The sequence below is a fragment of the Campylobacter showae genome (genome assembly GCF_900699785.1).
In the GTDB taxonomy this organism is placed as follows: domain Bacteria; phylum Campylobacterota; class Campylobacteria; order Campylobacterales; family Campylobacteraceae; genus Campylobacter_A; species Campylobacter_A showae_D.
In genome coordinates this window covers 1,568,378-1,590,629 of the sequence record NZ_LR535679.1, presented here as the reverse complement: position 1 = coordinate 1,590,629, position 22,252 = coordinate 1,568,378, and the positions used below count along the sequence as shown (strand labels likewise).

The 22,252-nt window shown below is 48.6% G+C and carries 23 protein-coding genes; 8 read left to right on the top strand and 15 right to left on the bottom strand.

Annotation, left to right across the window (positions count from 1 at the left end; translation table 11 throughout):
* Positions 1-71 precede the first annotated feature (71 nt).
* Positions 72-434 carry a diacylglycerol kinase gene (locus E4V70_RS07940; protein ID WP_122862585.1) on the top strand — a complete coding sequence of 121 codons (363 nt, stop codon included), beginning with the start codon at positions 72-74 and terminating at the stop codon, positions 432-434.
* Between the two features lie 133 nt (positions 435-567).
* A complete protein-coding gene (locus E4V70_RS07935; RefSeq protein WP_122862584.1) occupies positions 568-2,100 on the top strand; it encodes a phosphoethanolamine transferase in 1,533 nt (510 codons plus the stop codon).
* Between the two features lie 329 nt (positions 2,101-2,429).
* On the opposite strand, the gene E4V70_RS07930 is transcribed toward E4V70_RS07935, so the two are convergent.
* Both E4V70_RS07930 and E4V70_RS07925 read right to left on the bottom strand, forming a co-directional pair.
* On the bottom strand, positions 2,430-2,837 hold the full coding sequence (locus E4V70_RS07930; protein ID WP_122862583.1) for a pyridoxamine 5'-phosphate oxidase family protein: 408 nt from the start codon (positions 2,835-2,837) through the stop codon (positions 2,430-2,432).
* A gap of 10 nt (positions 2,838-2,847) precedes the next feature.
* Entirely contained in the window at positions 2,848-3,225 is a 378-nt protein-coding gene (locus E4V70_RS07925; protein ID WP_122863140.1) for a hypothetical protein, read from the bottom strand.
* An 88-nt stretch (positions 3,226-3,313) separates the two neighbouring features.
* Between E4V70_RS07925 and E4V70_RS07920 the strand changes: the two genes are divergently transcribed.
* From E4V70_RS07920 to gdhA, 5 genes are all read left to right on the top strand, one after another.
* Positions 3,314-3,829 (top strand): ATP/GTP-binding protein, encoded by a 516-nt coding sequence (locus E4V70_RS07920; protein WP_122862582.1) that lies wholly within the window; start codon positions 3,314-3,316, stop codon positions 3,827-3,829.
* Between the two features lie 54 nt (positions 3,830-3,883).
* The gene (dut, locus tag E4V70_RS07915) at positions 3,884-4,579 is read left to right on the top strand and encodes a dUTPase (RefSeq protein ID WP_122862581.1); all 696 of its coding nucleotides are present in this window, start codon (positions 3,884-3,886) and stop codon (positions 4,577-4,579) included.
* Between the two features lie 319 nt (positions 4,580-4,898).
* Entirely contained in the window at positions 4,899-5,633 is a 735-nt protein-coding gene (locus E4V70_RS07910) for an EI24 domain-containing protein (protein WP_122862580.1), read from the top strand.
* Between the two features lie 62 nt (positions 5,634-5,695).
* A complete protein-coding gene (locus E4V70_RS07905) occupies positions 5,696-5,884 on the top strand; it encodes a hypothetical protein (protein ID WP_122862579.1) in 189 nt (62 codons plus the stop codon).
* Between the two features lie 502 nt (positions 5,885-6,386).
* The gene (gene gdhA / locus E4V70_RS07900; RefSeq protein WP_122862578.1) at positions 6,387-7,745 is read left to right on the top strand and encodes an NADP-specific glutamate dehydrogenase; all 1,359 of its coding nucleotides are present in this window, start codon (positions 6,387-6,389) and stop codon (positions 7,743-7,745) included.
* Positions 7,746-8,191: 446 nt separating this feature from the next.
* Here gdhA and E4V70_RS07895 read toward each other — a convergent pair whose 3' ends face one another.
* The 13 genes from E4V70_RS07895 to E4V70_RS07835 all read right to left on the bottom strand — a co-directional run bounded on the left by E4V70_RS07895 (position 8,192) and on the right by E4V70_RS07835 (position 21,054).
* A complete protein-coding gene (locus E4V70_RS07895) occupies positions 8,192-8,965 on the bottom strand; it encodes an ABC transporter ATP-binding protein (protein ID WP_122862576.1) in 774 nt (257 codons plus the stop codon).
* Positions 8,965-9,972, bottom strand: coding sequence for a FecCD family ABC transporter permease (locus E4V70_RS07890; protein WP_122862575.1), 1,008 nt, complete (start codon positions 9,970-9,972; stop codon positions 8,965-8,967). Before E4V70_RS07890 ends, E4V70_RS07895 begins: the two co-directional genes overlap by 1 nt.
* A 158-nt stretch (positions 9,973-10,130) precedes the next feature.
* The gene (locus tag E4V70_RS11125; RefSeq protein WP_269472426.1) at positions 10,131-10,253 is read right to left on the bottom strand and encodes a hypothetical protein; all 123 of its coding nucleotides are present in this window, start codon (positions 10,251-10,253) and stop codon (positions 10,131-10,133) included.
* Between the two features lie 74 nt (positions 10,254-10,327).
* On the bottom strand, positions 10,328-11,821 hold the full coding sequence (locus tag E4V70_RS07885) for a subtype B tannase (RefSeq protein ID WP_122862574.1): 1,494 nt from the start codon (positions 11,819-11,821) through the stop codon (positions 10,328-10,330).
* A 53-nt stretch (positions 11,822-11,874) separates the two neighbouring features.
* Entirely contained in the window at positions 11,875-12,894 is a 1,020-nt protein-coding gene (locus tag E4V70_RS07880; RefSeq protein WP_122862573.1) for an ABC transporter substrate-binding protein, read from the bottom strand.
* Positions 12,895-13,071: 177 nt separating this feature from the next.
* On the bottom strand, positions 13,072-15,330 hold the full coding sequence (locus E4V70_RS11235; RefSeq protein ID WP_241091465.1) for a molybdopterin oxidoreductase family protein: 2,259 nt from the start codon (positions 15,328-15,330) through the stop codon (positions 13,072-13,074).
* 604 nt (positions 15,331-15,934) lie between these two features.
* Complete coding sequence (locus E4V70_RS07865; protein WP_122862570.1) at positions 15,935-16,351, bottom strand: acyl-CoA thioesterase; 417 nt, start codon at positions 16,349-16,351, stop codon at positions 15,935-15,937.
* Between the two features lie 218 nt (positions 16,352-16,569).
* Positions 16,570-18,399, bottom strand: coding sequence for an invasion protein CiaB (gene ciaB / locus E4V70_RS07860; RefSeq protein WP_122862569.1), 1,830 nt, complete (start codon positions 18,397-18,399; stop codon positions 16,570-16,572).
* Positions 18,400-18,401: 2 nt separating this feature from the next.
* Entirely contained in the window at positions 18,402-18,653 is a 252-nt protein-coding gene (locus E4V70_RS07855) for a hypothetical protein (RefSeq protein ID WP_122862568.1), read from the bottom strand.
* Positions 18,617-18,790: a YgaP family membrane protein gene (locus E4V70_RS07850; protein ID WP_122862567.1), complete on the bottom strand. Its 174-nt coding sequence runs from the start codon at positions 18,788-18,790 to the stop codon at positions 18,617-18,619. The genes E4V70_RS07855 and E4V70_RS07850 overlap by 37 nt, the downstream gene beginning before the upstream one ends.
* Positions 18,784-18,996: a YgaP family membrane protein gene (locus E4V70_RS07845; RefSeq protein WP_002949192.1), complete on the bottom strand. Its 213-nt coding sequence runs from the start codon at positions 18,994-18,996 to the stop codon at positions 18,784-18,786. Before E4V70_RS07845 ends, E4V70_RS07850 begins: the two co-directional genes overlap by 7 nt.
* A gap of 10 nt (positions 18,997-19,006) precedes the next feature.
* Positions 19,007-20,353 (bottom strand): NAD(P)/FAD-dependent oxidoreductase, encoded by a 1,347-nt coding sequence (locus E4V70_RS07840; RefSeq protein WP_122862566.1) that lies wholly within the window; start codon positions 20,351-20,353, stop codon positions 19,007-19,009.
* A 65-nt stretch (positions 20,354-20,418) separates the two neighbouring features.
* Positions 20,419-21,054, bottom strand: a complete 636-nt coding sequence (locus tag E4V70_RS07835; RefSeq protein WP_122862565.1) for a Crp/Fnr family transcriptional regulator — start codon at positions 21,052-21,054, stop codon at positions 20,419-20,421.
* A 167-nt stretch (positions 21,055-21,221) separates the two neighbouring features.
* Here E4V70_RS07835 and E4V70_RS07830 point away from each other — a divergent pair, with 167 nt between their 5' ends.
* Entirely contained in the window at positions 21,222-22,178 is a 957-nt protein-coding gene (locus E4V70_RS07830) for an SLAC1 anion channel family protein (RefSeq protein WP_122862564.1), read from the top strand.
* The last annotated feature ends 74 nt before the right edge of the window (positions 22,179-22,252 follow it).

Here is a 22,252-nt window from a genome sequence, read left to right as displayed (position 1 = left end):
AACCTTGCCGTCCGCAAAAGCGCCTTATAAAGCAAATTTACGCTATCATTGCGCAAATTTAAAGGCAAAATATGAAACCAAAATACAACTTTTTCAAAAACTCCAAATTTGCATTCGAGGGGCTTGCCGCGATGCTAAAAAACGAGGCGGCGTTTCGCTTTGAGCTTTGCATAATCGTTCCGCTCGCGCTAGTTTCGCTGTTTTTACCTGTTTCCGTCGCACAGCACGCCCTACTGATCGCCGTTTTCGGACTCGTTTTAGTCTGCGAGTGCCTAAATACCGCAATCGAAGCGGTAGTGGACCTTGTCTCGCCGAGCTTTCATCCGATGGCTAAAATCGCCAAAGACTGCGCCTCAGCCGCCGTTTGTCTTTCTATCGGTACGGCTGTGATAACTTGGGCATGGACGATTTTTACGCTTGCCTTTGGCGAGTAAATTTGACAGCCGAGCGACTATCAAATTTGCGCCCGAAAGCTAAACCTGGAAACTCGAATTTTACGCCGAACGACTAAAACTTTAAGCTTTTTTTGGATAAAGTTCCACTCTTATTATCAATATTAGGAAAGCTATGAAGCTACGTATTTCTTGGTTTAAATTTACGCTTTTAAACGCCGTTTTTATCGCCGCGCTAAATTTCGGATTATTTAAATTCGCCTATTCAAAGCTTAGTTTTGACGCGGACGCGCTGATGGCCGCGAGTCTGCCGATCATCTATTTTTCGCTACTTTGCGCGCTATTTTCGCTCGTTTTTTTACCGTATTTAGCTAAGCTCGTTAGTATCGCTGCGATTGCGATCACGTGCGGCAGCAGCTACTTCATGCAAAGCTATGGTATCATAATCGATAGCGAAATGATAAGAAACGTCGCGCAAACGGACGCGGGCGAAGCGTTAAGCTTTTTAAATCCAAAACTCGTTTGCTATATGCTATTTCTGGGCGTTTTGCCCTGCCTTTTGGTCGCGTTTACCAGGATCGAGTACGGCGGAGCCAAACGGCATATAAAGATCAAATTTTTAACGTTTATAGGTTTTTTTGCGCTAGCGGCGGGGCTATTTTTTTCGCAGACTAAGTCCATTATCCCGTTTTTTCGAGAAAACAGCTTCATCAGAGCCTACAACCTGCCGTTTTATCCGATATATTCGGCTCAAAAATATATAAAACTCGAGTTTTTCAAGCCCGAATTTAAACAAATCGGCACGGACGCTACGATGAGGCCAAGCGACAAGCGGCGACTGATGGTGCTAATCGTCGGCGAAACGGCGCGCGCGAAAAACTACTCGCTCGGCGGCTACGCCAAAAACGATACGAATTTTTACACGAAAAACGAGCCAAATTTGGTCTATTTCAGCGACGCTCGCTCGTGCGGAACGGCGACGGCGGTCTCGCTGCCGTGCTTGTTTTCAAAATCGACAAGGAGCGAATACAGCAGTAAAGAGTTTAGCGAAAACGCGCTTGATATCTTAAAACGCGTCGGCGTCAAGGTCGTGTGGCTAGGCAACAACTCGGGCAAATGTAAGGGCGTTTGCGGCCGCTTGGACGCCGGCGACGTCGAGTATTTTGACGCCGGATATGATACGAATATGCTGCCCTCCCTCAAAAAACGCCTCGAAAATCTCGCGCAAAACGAGATCATCGTCCTACACCTGCAAGGCTCGCACGGCCCTGCATATCACGCCCGCTATCCGAGCGAATTTCGCAAATTTACTCCGACTTGCGACACGAGCGAGCTTAGCTCCTGCGATAGCGATAGCATCGTAAATACCTACGACAACACGCTGCTTTTTACGGATTTTTTTATTGACGAGGTGATAAAGGCGGTCAAGGATGCGGGCGGCGATAAAAGCGCAGTTTGGTACTTCTCCGATCACGGCGAAAGCCTAGGCGAAAACGGCATCTACCTGCACGGCATGCCCTACGCCATCGCGCCCGAAACGCAAAAGCGCATCCCGATGATGGCGTACACGAACGATGAAGCGACGCTAGCTCGCCTGCGCGCGCAAAAAGACGACGCCGTCTCGCACGATAATGTTTTTAGTTCGTTGCTTGGGTTTTTTGGAGTAGTAACAAAAGAATACGATAAAAAACTAGATATCTTTAATTAAGCAATTTTGGCGGCTTGTCTTTTTGCCATATACTTCGTTGGATCTCGCTGCGGGCTGCAGTCACGTATTACATATACGCTCCTTTGCCCTTGCTCATCCGCCTCGTCTATGACAAAAATACTTCCCCTTGACTCTTTATATTCAAATTTGAAGCTGAAATTTACAAATTTGACTGTAAATTTGGAAGTAAAGCAATAAAGGCGAAGTATCGCGAGATGATTTTTCGAGTTTTGAAGCAAAATTGAGCGTGCGCTAGGCATGTAGCCTGCGGAGCGAAAATTTTGCGAAATCTCGGAAAAGCGCTCGCGAGACAAGCCGCTAAAAGAAAATCAATCTCTTTGCCAGATTATTTTCCCCCCAAACCCCAGCGCATTATGCGTAAATTTAACCCAGCCTAGACTCAAACTATAAAGGCTCGGATTCATCGCCAAAGAGTAAGGAAAGCGAGCGAAGTAAATTTTGCTTTGCTGCGCGGTCGCGGGAGCGGCTAGAGCGCGAAACTGCACGCCCTCTATCTTGCCGACTATTTTGGTATCAAGCGCAACCGTACCGGCAACGCCCGGCTCTGCCAAAAACGCCTTCACGTGAGCGCTCTCCTCGCCGCCCGCCACAATAAAAGACAAATTTGCCTCGTCAAAGGCGTAAAAGCAGCTTGCGCAGTATGGCTTGCCGTCATCTAAAACCGCAAGGCTAAGCAGGTGCATTTTGCGGATAAATTTTAAAATTTTCTCATCCATTTCATCCGCCTTAAGCGCTAAAAATTTGAGTCAAATTTGCCGACAGCCAGCTAAAATTTAGCGCAATAAAGCAAGCTAAAATCAGCCAAAAAGCAAAGATAAAAAGCTCGGTTCTGACAAATTTAGCCCCCGCTTTTTCGCGCCTAAGCAAAGCCGTCACAAGCCCCACCGCAAAGCCGCCGATAAAGCTAAAATAGTGCACCGCCGCGGGCTTAACGAAGCTTGGCAGCTTGTCCGCAAAAAATAGCGAAAATATCGTAAGCGAGATCAAATTTGCCAGCAAAAAATAAAACGCGACGACGGGAATTTGCGGGAAAAATCCATGCAAAATAAAGCTCAAAACGGTCGCGCTAATGAGCAAAAATACGCGCGCGGCAAAACAGCACATTTTCATCCTTTTTTGAGTGATTTTAGCGCAAGGGGTATTAAGAAAAAAGAAATTTAGCCGATATAAAGCCAAAAGGACGGCAAAAATCATGAAACTACAAAACTACCAAAGCGCGAGCCTAAACAGCTTTGATTTTAGCTTTAAAACCAGCAGCGGCGACGAGATAAATCTAAAAATGTACGACAACAAAACCATAGACTACGCTAGCGCCAAAACAGCTGGCGCATCGGCATCCGCGCTCACCCTCACGCACGAGTACGGCTATAGTTTCTCCTATAAAGGCGACGGGCTGGACGCTCGCGATAAAGAGGAGCTGGCAGCCGCTCTAGAAAAGATAGCGCCTAGCATAGATAAATTTATGAAAAACGTCAAAGAGGGCGAAGATCCTATATTTTCGCGCGTTACAAATCTCGCAAACTCGCTTCGCAAAGAGCTTCCCGAGGTAAAAGACGCAAATCATAAAAATTTTATCGCGGACGGCACACTAAAGCTTTTTGATAGGCTGATGGAGCAAAATAAAGCGGGCGATAGACTGCTGCAAAACTCCAAAAAGCTCTTTGACGAGCTCATTTCTCAGCTGGATAGCTTTAAATTTTACGTTTAGTTCGCGGTTTAAAAATTTCGCTATAATTCATAAATTTTAAAAATAGGAAAATTTATGAACGCGAATGAAAAAATCACCCAAATGCTAAATCTCCAGCAGAGCCTAAACGACGATACAAACGGCATCGGCTGGGAAAACGGTATAAACAAAAACGGCAAACTCATCAGCTGGAAACGCTGCATATATATGGAGTGCGCCGAGCTCATAGACAGCTTTGCCTGGAAACACTGGAAGAGCATAAACGCGCCGACTAATGAAGACAATCTGCGCGTTGAGGTCGTGGATATCTGGCACTTTTTGATGAGTTTGATGCTCGAGCAGTACAAGCTAAATAACCTTGGCGATATTGCAAAGCTCTCAAGCGACATCTGCGCTAGCAGCGGCTTTGAGGCGTTTTGCCGCGAGCCGTTTAACGTCGCCGAAGAGAACATCTACGAGATCATAAACGACGTCGAAATGCTCATAAATAAGTGCTCGGGCTTTGAGTATTCGCTCTTTGACCTGCTTAAAATTTACTTCTCGATGAGCCTAAAATGCGGAGTAAATTTAAGCTCGCTTTACGAGTGCTACGTCGGTAAAAACGTCCTAAATCGCTTCCGCCAAGACCACGGCTACAAAGAGGGCGCGTATAAAAAGGTCTGGAACGGCAAGGAGGATAACGCCGTGATGAACGAGATCCTCGCTCGCGGACTAAAAAGCGTGGACGAAATCTACGCCGCGCTAGAGGCCGAGTATAAGGCGGTAAAATAAAATTTGCGGCGCGAGCCTGCTAAATTTTTACGATTTGGCTTGACGCGGCTTATGCGGGCTGGCATTTAAATTTGAGCACGGTTTGGCTGCGCTAGCTAAAGCGCCGCCCTTTAATCGGTAAAATTTGCGCTGCTTGCAAGCTCTCGCGTAGTTGCCAAGGCGACCGCCAATGTTTGCTTTGCCGAGTAAAAAATGGGGCAAATTTGAATAAATTTAGCTAAATTTGCGACCAAATTTAAAGTGGTCAAATTTGACACAAGCTGAGCCTATATGCCCTTTCGCCGCATGACGGCTATAAATTTAAACAAATGGAGATTCGTTGTTCGCTGATATTTTACGCCTTTCGCTAAAGGACCTTTTCACGGCCAAATTTATCGCGCTCTCTATCCTGCCGCTCGTTTTTTCCGCGCTTATTATCGCGGCTATTGCGATGCTGGGCGGCCGCGAGCTATACGAGGCGCTAAACGCCGCCGTATCTGGTGAGGCAGGCGCGCTAGCCGAGTATCCGATGGTAGCTAAAATCCTTAGCCTAGGCATCACAAAGTGGCTCATCGGCGCGATATTTTACGCCGTCGGCGCCTATCTAGTCGTCATGCTCTCAATTTTTTGCGCGCTTGCGGTCGCCGGTTTTTTAACTCCTACGATCGCGCGAGAGGTAAACCGCAGGCACTACCGCGTGGACGAGGCGCAGCTGGCAAACGTCGGCCTAGCCCGCCAAACGGCTCTTATGGGCAAAATTTTACTCAAATTTATCCTGATTGCGCTTATTTGCGTGCCGATTTTAGCCGTGCCCGCGCTAAATTTCCTCGCCCTGCACCCGGCATTTTTTTACTTTTATTATTCGCTACTTTTCATCGACGTCGCGCCAAACGCCCTCTCGCGGCACAAATTCGAGCTTTACTTGCTGGACTACGGCGGATATAAATTTAAAGCCGCCGCGCTATGCTTTTACCTACTATGTTTGGTGCCTATTTTCGGGCTTTTCTTGCAGGTTTTTTTCGTTATTTATTTTTCGCATTTTTTCTTTTTACGCGAGACTTCGCGCTTGACGTAAATCATTTCAAATCGGCGAAAAACTAAATAAAATACGCCCGAATTTTTTACGAAGGAAGTCAAATGAGAACCGAAAATATCGTAGTTTGCAACGTCTGCGGACAAAAAAGCACGGAAAACGAAAACGCCGTATTCGTCCGCGCTCACAAAAACGGCGAAGAGGTCGATATCTGCACGGCGTGCATCCCTAGCGTCATCCACGGCTCTGGCCTAGTAGTTCGCAGCAACGACGAAATCAAAGAGGATATGTAATCAAATTTTAGCCCGCTTTGGGCTAAAATTTGATTTTTTTACTATTTTAACCCGCCCAAATTTACTCCCGCTTTGTATATACCTCGTAAAGTTAGTCATTGATAATAAAAGCGCGTGCGATCCGAGTTTAAATTTAAGCTCGCGCAGGCGTAAATTTAAAATTTAAGCGAGTAAAATTTGATGAGATTAGCCGCAAATTTGCCTGCTAAATTTCAAATTTGACGAGATCTCGCCAAAATGCGCAAAAACCAAAACGGCAAAAATGCGCCTCTATAAATTTAAATATCCTAAATTTAACATAGTCCCGCCAAAGCCGACTAAAATATCCGTCAAAAGCCCAAACAAAACTATAACAAATTTATCAAAAAGTTACGTTTTATAAATTTAGTTTCGATACGTAACACTTATCGCCTAAAATAAAAATATAAAAATAAATTTAAATAAAAATTTTTTCTAGGAGAGTTAATATTCAACTACAAAAATTTGACGAATAGGAGTGAAGATGAGCGAGTACATCGAAAAAACGATGGAGTGGATAAAAAGGACCAATCCGGGTCAAGGCGTCTTTGTCCAGGCTGCGACCGAGGTGCTAAACAGCCTCGAGCCGCTTATAAAAAAAGAGAGCAAGTACCAAAAACACGCGATCCTAGAACGTATCGTGATACCAGAGCGTACAGTGATATTTCGCGTCACATACACGGATGACGACGGCAGACCGCAGGTAAATAACGGCTACCGCGTGCAGTTTAACTCAGCCGTCGGCCCATACAAGGGCGGTCTAAGGCTCCATCCTAGCGTGGATCTTGGCGTGCTAAAATTTCTAGGATTTGAACAAATTTTTAAAAACTCGCTAACTGGCGTAAATATCGGCGGCGCAAAAGGCGGCAGCACCTTTGATCCAAAAGGTAAGAGCGAGGGCGAGATAATGCGCTTTTGTCAAGCGTTTATGAGCGAGCTATACCGCCACATCGGCAACACCGTGGACGTGCCCGCAGGCGACATCGGCGTTGGCGCGCGCGAGATCGGCTATATGTTTGGGCAGTATAAAAAGCTAACCGGCAGATTTGACGGCATACTAACGGGCAAGGGGCTAAACTGGGGCGGCAGCCTAGCGCGCACGGAGGCGACCGGATACGGGTTAGTTTATTTTACGCAAAATATGCTGCAAAAAGCGGGCCTTGGACTAGAGGGTAAAAAGTGCAGCATAAGCGGTAGCGGAAACGTCGCCATATACACGGTAGAAAAGCTCTATCAAGTAGGCGCGCTGCCTATAACGGTTTCTGATTCAAACGGATACGTTTACGACGCAGAGGGCATCGATCTAGCCGTACTTAAAGAGCTAAAAGAAGTAAAACGCGCGCGCCTTAGCGAATACGTCAAATTTAGACCGAACGCAAAATACGTAAGCGTAAGCGAATATAAAGAGGGCAGAAACGGCGTGTGGGACGTGCCGTGCGACGGAGCGTTTCCGTGCGCGACGCAAAACGAACTGCACCTAGCCGACATAAAGACGCTCTACGCTAACGGCTGCCGCTTCGTGGCCGAGGGCGCGAACATGCCAAGCACGCTTGATGCGATAAATTTCATGCTCGCGCAAAAGGATTTCTACTTCGCTCCGGCAAAGGCGGCAAACGCGGGCGGCGTGGGCACGTCAGGCCTTGAGATGATGCAAAACGCCGGCATGACCGCGTGGAGCTTTGAAAAGGTCGATCATAGACTGCACGGCATCATGAATCACATCTTTGAGCTTAGTTACGAGACGAGCAAGGAGTTTGGCGATGAGGGAAATCTGGTACTTGGCTCAAATATCGCGGGCTTTAGAAAAGTAGCCGATGCGATGATAGATCAGGGGTATGTGTAAATTTACCTTGAAGGCTCGTTTTACTGAGCTTTTGCAAACGAGCTTTTTTGGAGGGATTTTGCTTCGCTTTAGCAAGACTGCTTTAACGAAGCAAATTTTAATCATTTCCGGCGCGCAACGCGGGGAAAAATAAAAGCCGCCTAAATTTGCGAGCCTTAAATTTAATGCCGAATTTACTAAAGGCGCAAACCCGAAGCCGTCAAATTTACAGAGTCGCGCCGACTAAAACGCGCTAAGGCTCGGTCAAATTTTATAAGCCTCAAATTTGAGCTAAATTTGAGAGCGAATTTTACCAAACGACAAGGCGAGCGGGAGTAGTCAAATTTGCAAGGCGGGTACGCACGCCTTGCGCCTGCGACAAATTTATCCGCCGTGCCGCGTATCCCTGCCCGCGTTCTTTTTGATTTTGCGTAGCGCAAATTTACGCCGCTTCTCGCGCGCCGCAGTCACAGCGGATGCGTCAGGCAGCACTTTCTAGTTACTTGCTCGATGTACTCTACGCTCAAATTTAGCCCGTAAAGCTTGCTTAGATGCTCGCTTTCTATGATCTCGTCCACCGTGCCGAAAGCCACCTCGCCTCCGCCCTTAACTAACGCCACGTAGCCGCCCAAAAGTACGGCAAAATCGGGATTGTGAGTCGTTAGCACGATGGTGTAGCCTTGCTCTTTTAGCTGCTTAACGGTGCGTAGGAATTTATACTGATTTCCAAAGTCCAGCGCCGAGGTCGGCTCGTCAAATACGATGATCTCGGGCTTTGCAGCCATCGCGCGGGCGATCGAACACATCTGCTTTTGCCCGCCGCTCATCTGAGTGATATATTTATCCTCAAGGTGCGTGATCTCAAGCTTTGCGGTAAATTCCTTCGCTATCGCCGTATCCTCCTGGCTAGGCCGCGCAAAGATACCCAGATGCGCCGCTCGCCCCATCGTGATGAACTCAAGCCCCGTGTAGTCGTACTCGCAGATCTCGCTTTGAGCGACGTAGGCCATGATTTTGGCGCGCTCTTTGTTGCTAAGCTCGGCGCTATTTTTGCCGCCTAGCCAAACTTCGCCCGAGTGAGGCGCCTGCGTACCGCTGATTAGGCTTAGCATGGTAGATTTTCCTGCGCCGTTTCGCCCCAGTATCGTTAGTATCTCGCCCTTGCCGACGCGTAAATTTACGTTTTCTAGCCTACCCGCGCCGTTTGGGTAGGCAAAATTTAGATTTTTAACCTCAAGCATCACGCAACCTTTTTATTTCGCCAGAGTACCCAGACGAAAAATATCGTGCCGATAAAGCCCGTAAGTACGCCCAGAGGCACTTCGCTAACGCTGATCGTGCGCGCTAGGGTATCAACGAATAGCAAAAATATCGCGCCCATAAATATGCTCGCAGGCAGGCTGCGGGCGTTGTTTGCGCCAACTAGCATGCGCGCTAGGTGGGGCATCAGTAGCCCTACCCACGCCACGATACCGCTCACGCAGACGCTGCATGCCGTTAGCAGCGTCGCGCAAACGATGATGACGCCGCGCTCAAGCGCTACATTTACGCCCAGTCTCGCCGCGCTCTCGTCGCCTAGCGAGAGCAAATTTATCCTCCAGCTCATCGCTACGAGCAGTACCGCGCAGGCTATCATCACGGGCGCGATAAATTTAAGATTGCCCGCATCGATCTTAGCTAGACTGCCTAGCTGCCAGTAAACGATGTCGGGTAGCTTGGTCTCGGGGTCGGCGACGTACTTTAAAAAGCCGATAACAGAAGCCATCAGACCGCTAACGATGATGCCCGAAAGCACCAGCATCAGCGTGCTAGAGCGCCCCATCAGACGCGGTATGGATAGCGTCATACCTACGGCTGCAAGCCCGCAGACGAAGGCTAACGCCTGCACCCAAAAAAGCGATAAATCAAACATGATCGCAAGCGCTGCTCCGACGCAAGCTCCGGCCGAAACGCCTAGCAGATCGGGACTAACTAGCTGGTTGCGAAAGACGCCCTGATATGCCGCTCCGCTGATGCTAAGCGCGGCTCCGACGAGGACGGCTGCGATGATGCGCGGTATGCGGATGTTCTCGACCACGTTTTGGATATTTGCCGCGGCGTCCGTCGGTACTCCAAAAAAGCCGCCGATCACGCTAAGCACGTCGCCTGGCGCTACGTAAAACCTGCCGACGCCAAGCGCGACTACGCCGCAAACTACGGTTAGCGCGGCCAGCAAAATCAGCATAAATTTAAAACTAATATTTTTCATCTTTCTCCTAAAATAAAATCTGCGTCCGCGGTAGCGCCGCGTGAAAATCGCTTGCGAAAGGGCTAAATTTGCCTTGTCGCTAACTTGGCGAGCGAAGCTTTTGTTTCTTATTTGCGATCGCTGCTAAAACAGCGAGCAAAAAGGCGGTTTTCTACGACCTAGATAACCCTTGCGCCGAGCGCCGAATTTATGCCGCTTGGGTCAAATTTACCCGCCGTTTTGCGTTTAAGGCTTAGCGCTAACGATAAATTTGAGCTAGGCACCCCTTGCTGCGTTATCAAATTTAAATCTAACGTTTCCGCAAATTTTCGTCGAGCCAAATTTGAAAGCAAGCTTCCGCCGCATCAAATTTCAGCTATTTTACGACGCGGTCTATCCACCTAAAAAGTTCGTCCAGATCATAGTCGCCGCCGTGACCTTGCCCCCAAGGCACCGCAAAATCAACCGCTTTGCCCGCATTTTGTAGCCCTAACGCCAAGATAAGCGGTACGGCTAGAGCCGTGTCAGAGTCGGCTGCGCCGTGCCTGATGCGGTAAAATTTAGCCGCGTTTTTATTGCCCAGATAGCTCATCGCGTTTACCATTTTTATGATTTTAGCATCGGCGCTCTCGCCTGTGCCGCGTTTTGCGCTAAATTCGGTAAAGTGCTTCGCCGCCGCGTCCGCATCGCCGAAAAAGTCGTTTTCGGGATTTTGTAGCTCTAACCCGTCAAATGCCGGCGTAGCTTTAGCGCGAGGCATAGATAGAACAAAGTCTTCAAATTTAAAATCATATCCGAGCGTGCAGCCCTGTGTTTCAAGCGTGAAAAACTCGGGCTTTAGCAGGCTTTTCTCCCGACTTTTCGCAGCCGCGAAAGAGTCTGCTAGCGTCTTTTTGACGTACTCTTTAAAGCTTCCTTCGCCGCTAGGCTCAAGCGTGAGCGCGCGACCTTTGGCGTCCTTTAAATTTAGTGAATTTACGTAAGCTGGGAAGGCCGATTTTAGCGCAGCGGAGAGCTCTTTTCGCTCTGCGGTTAGCTCGCCGGAGACGGTTTTTGGCTTGCCGCTTCGGTCGTTAAACCCAGCCGCGTCAAGCGTACTAAAGTCCATTTTCTCGTATTTCGTCTGCGCGCCGAACATCCACTCGTAGGCCGCGTCGGCGTTTTCTAGGTTCGTAACCGGGCAGTAGGCGGAGACGGCGTAGATCTCGTCGCTAGCCTTTGCGGCTCCCAGTGCGGCCAGGTAGGGCTCAAACTCGGGCGCGTCCGCCGAGACGCCAAGCAGCGCCGACATCGCTCCGCCCGCGCTCGTGCCGTTTGATACGATTTTGTTCGCGTCGCCGGCCATCGCTGCGTCGTTAAATTTGAGATACCGCACGGCGGCCTTTAGATCGACGATGGCGGCGGGCGCTTTGCCGCTAAATTTACCGTTTGCATCCTTGAGCGTCCTGCCTCTAGCTCCAGGCGCAGCGACGACGTAACCGCGCTCAAGCGCCGCTAGCACCGCGTTTGGCTTGCCGTTTTTATCAAGGGCGGGCGTAAAAGGCTTGCCCGGCATATATCCGCCGATGGAGTTTGGCAAAAAGATCGGAACGCTTGCCGCGTCAAATTTGCCCGTCACATTTTTACTGTTTTTGTCTTTGCCGCCCTCAAAATACTGCGCCGGGACGTAAAAATTTAACCTCTGATACTCGCTATCCACGGGGTTTGCTACGTAAACTATCCCCTCGTAGGCTCTAAATTTGACCTCTTTTTCGCCTAATTTTATAGAGCGAGTTTCAAATTTATCCGGATCAAATTTTAGATCGACCGCCTGCGCGCTAAGTGCCGCGCAAAGGCAAGCCGCGCCAAATGCAAGCGTCCCTTTTTTCATCTTTGCTTCCTTTTGATTTTGCGGGATTTACCCGCAAATCCGCTCAAATTTGATTATTTGCTGCCGTCCGGATTTAGTCCTTTTAGGATGTAGTCAAATTCCGCGTCGCTAAGGTCGTAGTTCATAAATTTCTTATAAAACGCCTTAGTTTGGGCCTTTACGTCGACGTCTTTAAAGAGCTCCGGCTGGATGATAGTAGCCGCCCATAAAATTTGTAAGGCCGACTCCGCGCCGTATCTATCCCAGCTAAACACGCCTTTTGGGTTGCCGTAGACTTTTTTATTTTTGACCGCTTTTAGCCCTGCAAATACGGGATCAGCGTAAATTTTCTCAACCGCTTTTTGATTGTCCGCGCCGCCAACGATGATGATATCGGGATCTGCGGCCACGATCTCTTCAGCCGTGATTTCTATCATGCTGCCCTCTTTTTGCACCGCGTTTTTACCGCCCGCGTATTTCACCCACGTGTCGATGATCGTTTTGGTACCGTCGATTTTTAGCAGGTTTGCGCCGCCTACGATGTGTAGCACTTTAGGGCGCGCAGCGTCCTTTAGTTTGCTCGTGCGCTCGGTAACTAGCGCGATGTTGGCATCTAGATTTTCGTTTAGTTCTTTTGCCTTGCTAGCCGCGTCGCCGCCGATGATCTGGGCCGTTAGCAGCACGCTTTTTTTCATATCGTCGTAGTCGCGAAATATCAAATTCGCCGCGCTAAAGCCGTTTTTAGTAAGGTTTTCTTGGAAATTTTTATTTGACACGACGACTACGTCCGGCGCTAGTTTAACAAGCTCCTCGATCTGGATGTCGTTGCCGTTTAGCGCGGCCGGCACCTCTGCGATGCGAGGGTAAATTTTAGCAAACCACTTATTTTTCTTGATCTGATCGGTCGTAGTTACGATCTTATCCGCGCCACCTAGCACCAAAATCACTTGGTTGTTTGCGTGCCAGAGCGCGGCTATCTTTTGCGTTTTGGCCGGGATTTTGACCTCGTTGCCCGTCATATCGGTGATGGTTTTGACCTCGGCTCCTAGCGCGACGATAGCGCTTAAAAGCAGCGTTGTGAGAAATTTTTTCATCTTTTGCTCCTTGTGAAGTATAAATTTATAATATTGCAAAAATGCATATTAAAATTTGTGGAATATTACAGAAAAGCATATTAAAACAAGATATATTTTTAAAATTTAATCAAGAAGCGAATTTAAAAGATAAATTTAAAAAGCCCCGCCCGCAGTTTAGCAAGCGAGGCTAAAAAATTACTCGTGGTGATAGTCGTCGTAGATGACCTTGTTGGTTTGGAATTTGATGCGTTTTAGCTCCCGAATACGCAAAAATTCCTCCTCCTCTATCCTTTGGATCTGGATGGCGGCCTTAAAGGTCGGAGTCTTACTGATGAAGTCCCAGCCGTTGCTCGTTAGCTCGTTGCAGCAGCTCTCCCAGTAGTGGTAGGTCATCTGTATGACGCCGTCTGGGACGATGCCCGTGACGTCAGCTTTGATGACGATGTAGCCGTATCTGCTCCATGCTTTGATGAAGTCTCCTTGCTTAATACCGTAGCGCTCGGCTAACGCAGGGTTCATCTCCGCGATCGGTCCGATGCTATCTCCGCCCTCTTCGATAGCTTTTGAGCGCCTGGTCATGACGCCGCCGGCGTACTGATAGACTTTACGCGTAGTTAGCAGCTGTATCGGATACTCGGCATCGGTCGGCTCGTCCACGCTACCGGCCATCACTTCGTACTCAGGCGGTAAATTTACGCGTTTAGCAAACTCGGCTTTGGCAGGCTCGATATCTGCAACACTCTTTACGTGCAAGCAAGGGATAAATTTACCTTTGCCGTCGGGCGTAAAGAATTTTTTATCTAGATATAGGCTCTGCCCACCCATGCTGTTTTCGTCAGGGCACGGCCAGTGCAAGCCGTGGTGCTTTTTGATGCGGTAGTAGCTCATACCGCCGTATCTTCTAGGGTCACACTTGCGTACCTCTTCCCAAATTTCTTCAGGCGAGTTAAAGTTAAATCCCTCGGTCGCTCCGAGCCTTCGCGCGATCTCGCAGATGATCCACCAGTCTTGTCTGGCGTCTCCCGGAGGCGTGATGACGTGCTCGTTGTGCTGTACGCGGCGCTCTGCGTTGGCGTAGAGGCCTTCTTTTTCGCTACTTGCCACGCCCGGCAAAACGACGTCTGCTTTACGCGACGTTTCGGTTAAAAAGATATCCTGAACCACGTACATATCGACTTTTGAAATCGCTTTTAGGAAGTGGTTGGTGTTTGGATCGGTCATAACCGGGTTTTCGCCCATCGTCCAGAAAAAGTGCACTCTGCCGTCAAGGATGGCGTTTGGCACTTCGGTTTTATGGATGCCGATTTTGCCATTTAAAGAGCCTGGTTCTAGATGCCAAACCTGCTCGAACCACTCGCGCTGTTTTGGATCGGTTACCGAGCCCAAATTTGGAAAAATATTCGGCAACACGCCCATATCGCAGCAGCCTTGAACGTTTTCTTGACCGCGTATCGGTAGGTCGCCGCTTCCTAGCTCGCAGATATTTCCGGTTAAAAGAAATAAATTTGAGATATCGCAAACCGCGCCTACGCCGTGGTTAAAGTGCGTGACGCCCATGCCGTGCGTGATGACCGCAGGTCTGATAGTCGCGTACATACGGGCCGCTTTTCTCACGTCCTGCGGGTTTAGGTTGGTATAGCTAGCGATGGCTTCAGGCGAATAGTCCTTGACCGCTTCGCGTACGTATTCCACGCCCTTAGTGCATTCGTTTACAAAGTCCCAGTTGACCAAATTTTCCTCGAAAATAACGTAAATGAGTGAGTTTATAACCGCGATGTTATGCTCGGGCGCTAACTGCAAATGCACGTCCGCTCGGCTAGCAAATTCCGTTTTTATCGGGTCTACCACGATGAGCTTAGCGCCGCGGTTTAGCGCGCGCTGTATGTGCATAGCCGCGATCGGGTGGCCGTTTTCGGGGTTTGAGCCGATCATTAATATACAATTACTATAAGGTCCGATCTCCGTGAAGCTGTTTGTCGCCGCTCCGTTACCGATTGTTTTGGCAAGACCTGCCACAGTCGGAGCGTGTCAAATTCTAGCGCAGTGGTCGACGTTATTTGTGCCGATTACGGCGCGCATTACCTTTTGCGCGACGTAGTTGTCCTCTAGCGTACAGCGAGCCGAGTAGTTGCCTACTAGCGCGTCCGGACCGTATTTTTCCTTTACTTCTTTCATCTTTGAGACGACTAGATCGAGCGCTTCGTCCCAGCTAGCCTCTTCAAAATCTCCGTCCTTGCTAAATACGCCGTCTTTTTTGCGAATTAGCGGTTTTGTTAGTCTATCAGGAGCCCCCACGTAGTCCCAGCCGTAAAAGCCCTTTAGGCACAGATTGCCCTGATTTACGGGGTTATCCTGCACTCCAAGCGCGCTTCTTATCACGTTGTTTTCGACGTGAAGCTCGACCTGACAGCCCGTGCCGCAGTACGGGCATATGACTTTACCGGTCTTTGCCATTTTTTCTCCTTTTCCGATGTGCAAAATTTGCACATTTATTAGATATGAAATATTCGCATATTTGTCCTTAAAAGATAATAAATTCTCTTAATATCGTAAATCAGTTTCTAAATTTAAGATTTAATTTATATTGTATATCTGTAAACAAAGCCGTAATAGCTGTATAATCGCATTTTCTAGCGTATCATTTTAGTTACTTATAAAGGCGTATTGAGAGATTTTATTAAGATTAGAATTAGTTATTGTATTAACGTAACTTAAAATTCTACTTCCACGCTTAATCAAATTTGATCCCTCCGTGAGGCTTAAGGAGAGTAAAAACGGTTAAATTTGCAAGATTAAATTTGAGTCGTTTCTGATAGCGCGAGCGTTTTGGCGTTAAATTTATTTTGAATTATTTTGGAGTGCGGTAAATTTAGAGTGAGTTTCGGTCGGTCAAATTTGACCGCCGACTAGGCAAAACAAAATTTTATTTCGCGAGCAAGCCGCGTAAATTTAGTCAAATTTGACTCGTTTGCTAGCCGTCCGCAAAACCGAGTCAAATTTGACGCGTTATTAAAGAGCCTGGCGAGCCAGCTTGCTCCAGACCCTCAAGCCGAACGGATCAAAACCCGTGCGCTTTTTTTAGCTCCAGATCGATCGGTTTTTTTGCGCCGTCTTTGGTCACGCTCACGTAGGTCGCGATCGCGGATGTCACGTGTATGCACTCGCGAAAGCCCGCCGCATTTAGCCGCTGCGCCGTGACTTCGATCTTGGTTTTGATTGAGGTGTTGCCCACGTCCGTTATCTTGGCGTAGCAGCTCACGACGTCGCCGACGAAAACGGGTTGTTTAAATATAATCTCTTGCATCGAGATTGTCACGACGCGCTCCGGAGCTACTTCGCGCGCGGCCTGAGCGCCCGCAAGGTCGATCTGGCTTAGTATCCAGCCGCCAAAAATGTTGCCAGCGGAGTTGGTGTCTTTTGGCAAGGCGACCTGCTTCATGCGCGGTTCGCCCATGCCTTCTAATGTTTTTTCCATTTTTATCCTTTCTATTTTTATTTAATTTTGCAAATTTAGCGACAATCCGCCGCGTTTGGCTTATCTTGCGTCAAGCCGTGGTTTAAATTTGACTCGAAAAACCCGCGTCTTTACAGCGCAAATTTAGCGCCCAAAAGGTACGGGTCTGGCCCGCAAAAGGTAAATTTATAACCAAACTCGCCGCAAGCCAAGGTAAAATTTGACGCTAAGGACGCGCCCTATCTCTCTCCCGCTTGCCATTTTTCCCATTCGCCGCTCTCGTCAAGTTCGTTTCCGATAGCCTTGTAGCGGGCGTAGTAATGCTCTACAAAGGCCCTTGCCTGCGCGTGTTTAGGCAGATAGCTTTTACCCTCTTTATCGCAAAATTTCGCCAAAAACTCGCCCGCCGGAGCGCGCCTTGCGTAGTGAAGCGCCAAATTTTTGTAGTTTGCGAGGCAAATTTCTTTAAATTTAGCATAGTGTTCGCGGTCAAATTTGACGACCAAAGCGCTGTCCGCAAAGCTAAGCGCGCCCGAGTCAAACAGCAAGCTAAGATGGATGAGCCCCTCGCAGTAGTACGCGCGCACCTCATCGACCTCGCGCCACGCGATAAGTCCGACCGCACGGGCGATCAGCTCGTGAAATACGCTCATCTCGTAGCTCGCGTCGCCGCCGATAAAGAAATTTACGAGCCCGCCAGTAGTCGCCTTGTACTCCTCGATAAATTTAAACTCGCCGTCCGCGTTCATCGCCTTTTCCGTGTCGGTGCCGACGAAAAGTATGTGCCCAAACTCGTGGCCGATCGTGGAGATCTCGTAGGTTTTTTTCCAAATTTGCGGCTTTTTAAATAAAATTTCGCGCCCGTAGTCCAAAAACTCGCGCGAAAAAATCTCCCCGCTAAGCTTCATAAACGGCCGCGCCTTGGCGCTCTCGTAAACGTGCTCCACGAAGGCGAATATCTTTTTGCCGCGCTCCTTGCTCACGGTCTCGTCGTTTGGCACGACCTGTGCGGAGAAAAGCCCGTTTAGCTCGGCGCCGTAGTAGATCATCGGCACGCTGATGTATGTCTGCGTTCTAGCGACGTTTTGCGTCACTTGGCGCGCGAGCAGGGCGTCCTCTATCCCGCACTCGCGGCAAATTTGCTCGTAGGCGCGGATGACGCCCTTTTTAAACTCCTCCTCGTCAAAGTCGCTGGCTCCCGCTAGTCTCACGTCCCACTCGAGCGCGACGGCGTGCGTGTAGGCATCCTCGTAGTACTCGAGCGGATGGCCGGGCTGTAGCGGGCCCTTTACATTCATCCACGCACGCTCGGCATCCTGCCACGCGGGGATCGCGCGGTCGTTTTCTTGTTCGCAAAACGCCGCCTTCAGCTTTTCAAAATACCTCACGTAAGCTCTTTGCTCGTCGTTTAGAGCTAGCATTTTTAGATTTTTGATTAGCTCATCCAGCGCGTCCGCCACGCGTTTTACTTCGTTTTCAAAGGCCGCTGCATACGGCGCAAAGGCGTATTTTTCGCCGTTTTTTAGGACCGCGCCGTAGCTTCGCTCGCCCTTTTCGTCGCCGTCTTTTTGATAGAGGCCGTTTTCGTCGATAAATTTGATCGCATCGGCCATGCTTGCAAATTTAGCTTCAAATTCTTTATTCGTAGTTTGCAGGATTTGCCTGTCCCACGCGCTTTGCCACGCGTTCATCGCTAGCCCCGCGCCGTGCATGCCGCTAAGTAGCGCTAGGTAAAAATCGTCTATTATTTTTTCCTCTTTTATCCGCGCCAAAAGCTTTTCAAAGCACGCCTCGTAAAACTCGCGCACGAGCTCAAAAGCTTCGTCTTTTATGCGCCCTATCTCGGCCTCCTCGCGTCCTTGTTTTTTTAGCTCATTTTCTAGCGGCTCAACCTTTAGATCGACTATGCGGCGCAAAACCGCGACCTTTTCACTCTTTTGCCCCTTAAAACCGGCGATTTTTAGCATATTTTGCACGACCTCGCTAGGGTTATCTAGCTGCCGATACATCGCGTTTAGCTCGTCTTTACCGGCCGCTACTAGCTCGTTTAATCTTTTAAAATCGTTCACGTTTATCCTTTTAAAAATTTGGCGTATTTTAGCTTAAATTTGATGCATATCGCGTTAAAAATGAGCGGGTGGGAGTTAAATTTGACGGTGCGGACGGCTAAATTTGCGCCGTAAAGAGTGCGGTTTATAAAACCTAAATTTGCATTTATCCAAAAATAAAGCGCGGACTCAAATTTGGAGATTAAATTTGAGTCCGCACTAGCAAATTCGGCTAAATTTAATGCTTTAGCGAACAGCGGTTTAAAAAGTAGCAAGCGGGGCAAAATCCCGTGACGCCCACGATAAACGGCACGAGCCCAACCAGCCCCCACCAGCTGCTAAACACCGCTCCCACGATCATTATCGCTAGCCCAATCAGCGCTCTTATTATCCTAGTTTTTTTACTTAGCATTGCGTTTTCCTCTCTTTGTTTTTGCATTTTTTACACGTATTTATACCAAAAAATTTATAAAGAGGACAATAACCGTAAACAGCCGTCAGTAGCGGCACGAGTCCGACCAGCCACAGCCAGCACTCGCAGACGAACCCAAATGCGTATATCCAAACCGCAGCGATCACTAGGCGGATAGTTTTATCTAAAATCCCGACGTTTTGCATTTTCTCTCCTTTATGCTAGACCTCTTATCATGCCTTGCATGACCATCGGCTTCATCATATATAGCTTCATCGCCCAGTTTAGGTAGCTCTCGCGAGTCGCGCCCATGCACGCTATCGTAGGCTCGGGCTTGCCCGTCCAGTTAAACTCCACCATCACCGCTTTGCCGAATTTCGTTAGCAGCGGGCACGCGGTGTAGCCGCCGTATCTAGCACTCGGTTCGCGTCCTTTTATGACGTCGGCTAGATTTTGCGCCAGCACTGGATACATCTTGCGTATACTAGCTCCGGTTTTACCGGCGGGAAATCCGCAAACGTCGCCGATAGCAAATATATTTTTAAATTTCGAGTGTTGTAGCGTCTCGCGCGTGAGGCTAATCCAGTTGCCCGCCACATCGCCCTTTTCTACGCTTAGCCCTGCATCGGCGTAGATTTTAGAAGCCTTCATGCGAGGCACTAGGTGTAGGTAGTTAAATTTTACTTCGACTAGCTCTTTAGCGAGTTTATTTTCGCCGTTTTCGCGGTACGGCATAGCGTGCTCAAATACCGCTATATTGGTACTTTTATCCACCTCAACCAGCTGATGCGAGGTAAAATACTTCACGTCTCGCTCCTCCAGCATCCCTTCTATCATTTTAGCATAAATCGGAGCGGAAAATACCGTGCGCGCACCCGAGTATATCGAGATATCAAGCTTGTCTCTGTTGCCTAAATTTCGCGCCATATCTTCGGTTAGCAACGTTACTTTTTTATTTGCGCCCGAGCACTTCATCGGTGTTTTGTTGTCGCTAAAGACTATCTTGCCGCCTTCTTTGCCGACTTTTTTCATTATGCCGGACATAGCAACGGCGCCTGGGATCGTATAGATAGAAGTCACGTTGTCGCTACCGATATCGTCGGCGCTAAGCCCTTTTACGCTCTCAAACTCATACTCCGCTCCGCTAGCTATCACGAGGTAGTCGTAGCTTAAATTTGACCCGTCCTCTAGCTTGACGGAATTTGCCGCTGGACCAATGGATACGGCATTTTGCTTTATCCATTTTACGCCGTCCGGGATCAAATTTGATTTTTCGTAGGTTATGTCTTCGGGCAGATAGTGACCGGCTGCGATGAGCGTAAAGCCGGGCTGATAGTAGAAGTACTCGTCCTTATCAAGGATGGTTATTTCGGCATTTGGCATATCTCGTCGTAGTTTCGCCGCTAGGCTGATGCCGCCTAGACCGCCACCGATTATTAGGATATTTGCGCGGATGTCCGCATTTTCTCCAGCATTTAGCTTGCTAGCCCCTGCGACTCCCGCCGCCGCTAACCCCGCCGCGCCTAAAATTTTCAAGACGCCTCTTCTGTCGATGCTTTGCATAAAAGCTCCTTTTAGAAGTTATTGTCAAATCATAGCGCATTTTAAAATTTAAATATGTAACAAAGTCACCTTAACGTCACGACTCCGCGTTTTAGCTCGACGAGCCCCTTTTTCTGCATCTCTTTTAGCGCTCTTGATACTGCTTCTCGCGCGCTGGCGATGTCGTTTGCGATCTGTTCGTGCGTGATCTTTAGCCCGTTTTTCGCGCCGTTTTGCTCGAGGAAATTTATTATTCTCCGAGCTAGAGGCAAAAACAGCGTCTGATCCATAGCGGTTATCGCCGAGCTAAATCGCGTCGCCATGAGCTCTAGCGCGTGATTTGCCACCTGCGGATAGTTTTCGCGTAGACTCTTAAAGATCTCTCTTGGTATCAAAATCATCCGCACGTCATCTTCGATTTGTAAATTTATCTCCGCTTGTAGCGCTCCTAGCGAACAAAAGCCACACAGCATGCAGCTATCGCCGTCTTGCAGGTTAAAGACGGTGATCTCTTTAAAATTACTCGTGCTAACCAGCCCGTGCGCACGCCCGCTTATGATGATCGCGTAACCAAGGCAGCCGTCTTTTAGGTATATCCTCTCGCCTTTTTTAAAGCTTCTTAACGTCGCGCTTTTTAGCACCGCCTCTTCATCCTGCGCACTAAGCGTAAATTTAGACGTAAACCGCCGCCTTATCGTATCTTTTAGCTCGTCTCCAGACATATGCGCTCCTTGGTTAAATTCGGTTTTGTTCAATTATATTTTCTTTTACGTAAAAGCACGGTGATAAAATTTAGCTACAAAATATTTTAAGCATTGATTTATTTCGTGACTAACTCACCGAAATTGCGCTAAAATTCGGCTAAAATTTAGAAAAAACGAGGAAAAATATGAAAACGCAGGACGAAAAATCAAGCTGGCTACAGCACTTTCCGATCATGTTTTACACCGTAGTTATGGGGCTTGGCGGGCTAGCTCTCGCATACGAGCGGTTAAATTTGATCTTTGATATCTCAGGCGCGGTTTTTGAGATTTTACGCGGCGCGGCGAGTCTAGCATACGCGCTCATCTGCGCTTGTTACGCGGCAAAGCTGATCAGATACCCAGGGGCTTGCAAGGCGGAGTTTTTCCACCCGGTGCGCGTAAATTTTTTCGCCGCATTTTCGATCGGCACGCTGCTAGTCGCCTCACTCTGGCGGGACTTCGCGCCAGTTTACGATGCGCTTTTTTGCGTGGGCGTAGCGTTTCAGACCTTTATCACGCTGCACGTCGTCTCCTTTTGGATCAAAAATAACGTCCAGATCGCGCACTCAAACCCCGCGTGGTTTATCCCGATCGTGGGCAACCTCTTCGTCCCGCTAGCAGCGCCCGCCGCGAGCGAGCTTGCGTGGTATTATTTTGCGATCGGGATATTTTTTTGGCCCGTGCTTTTTGCGGTTTTGTTTTACCGCATCATATTTCACGACCAGATGCCGCAGAAATTTATCCCGACGCTTTTTATCGTGATCGCGCCGCCTGCGATGGCGTTTTTGGACTACGTCAAGCTCACCGGCGGTTTTGACGCGACGGCGAAGATCATGCTCTACGTCACGCTATTTTTCGCGCTTCTCATCCTTTTTATGTTTAAAAGCTTTTTGCGGCTTAAATTTTTCCTCTCGTGGTGGGCGTTTACCTTTCCGACGGCTGCGGCTAGCATAGCGTTTTTACGAGCGTTCGAGTTTAACGGGATCAAATTTTTCTTATTTGCGGGAGCGACGGGTTTTGCTATCTTATGCGTTTTTATAGGTATCGTGGGCTTTTGCACGTTAAAAGCGATGCGGCGCGGCGAAATTTGCGTGCCTGAGTGACGGTTTTGTAAATTTGAGTAAATTTAAAAATCCGCGCTCAAATTTGACTTTTAAACGCGGATTTTGGGAGCGTA

Coding starts and splice junctions, on each gene's coding strand:
- E4V70_RS07940 (WP_122862585.1), top strand. CDS start 72: ATGAAACCAAAATACAACTTTTTCAAAAACTCCAAATTTGCATTCGAG.
- E4V70_RS07935 (WP_122862584.1), top strand. CDS start 568: ATGAAGCTACGTATTTCTTGGTTTAAATTTACGCTTTTAAACGCCGTT.
- E4V70_RS07930 (WP_122862583.1), bottom strand. CDS start 2,837: ATGGATGAGAAAATTTTAAAATTTATCCGCAAAATGCACCTGCTTAGC.
- E4V70_RS07925 (WP_122863140.1), bottom strand. CDS start 3,225: ATGTGCTGTTTTGCCGCGCGCGTATTTTTGCTCATTAGCGCGACCGTT.
- E4V70_RS07920 (WP_122862582.1), top strand. CDS start 3,314: ATGAAACTACAAAACTACCAAAGCGCGAGCCTAAACAGCTTTGATTTT.
- dut (WP_122862581.1), top strand. CDS start 3,884: ATGAACGCGAATGAAAAAATCACCCAAATGCTAAATCTCCAGCAGAGC.
- E4V70_RS07905 (WP_122862579.1), top strand. CDS start 5,696: ATGAGAACCGAAAATATCGTAGTTTGCAACGTCTGCGGACAAAAAAGC.
- gdhA (WP_122862578.1), top strand. CDS start 6,387: ATGAGCGAGTACATCGAAAAAACGATGGAGTGGATAAAAAGGACCAAT.
- E4V70_RS07895 (WP_122862576.1), bottom strand. CDS start 8,965: ATGCTTGAGGTTAAAAATCTAAATTTTGCCTACCCAAACGGCGCGGGT.
- E4V70_RS07890 (WP_122862575.1), bottom strand. CDS start 9,972: ATGAAAAATATTAGTTTTAAATTTATGCTGATTTTGCTGGCCGCGCTA.
- E4V70_RS07885 (WP_122862574.1), bottom strand. CDS start 11,821: ATGAAAAAAGGGACGCTTGCATTTGGCGCGGCTTGCCTTTGCGCGGCA.
- E4V70_RS07880 (WP_122862573.1), bottom strand. CDS start 12,894: ATGAAAAAATTTCTCACAACGCTGCTTTTAAGCGCTATCGTCGCGCTA.
- E4V70_RS07865 (WP_122862570.1), bottom strand. CDS start 16,351: ATGGAAAAAACATTAGAAGGCATGGGCGAACCGCGCATGAAGCAGGTC.
- E4V70_RS07850 (WP_122862567.1), bottom strand. CDS start 18,790: ATGCTAAGTAAAAAAACTAGGATAATAAGAGCGCTGATTGGGCTAGCG.
- E4V70_RS07845 (WP_002949192.1), bottom strand. CDS start 18,996: ATGCAAAACGTCGGGATTTTAGATAAAACTATCCGCCTAGTGATCGCT.
- E4V70_RS07840 (WP_122862566.1), bottom strand. CDS start 20,353: ATGCAAAGCATCGACAGAAGAGGCGTCTTGAAAATTTTAGGCGCGGCG.
- E4V70_RS07835 (WP_122862565.1), bottom strand. CDS start 21,054: ATGTCTGGAGACGAGCTAAAAGATACGATAAGGCGGCGGTTTACGTCT.
- E4V70_RS07830 (WP_122862564.1), top strand. CDS start 21,222: ATGAAAACGCAGGACGAAAAATCAAGCTGGCTACAGCACTTTCCGATC.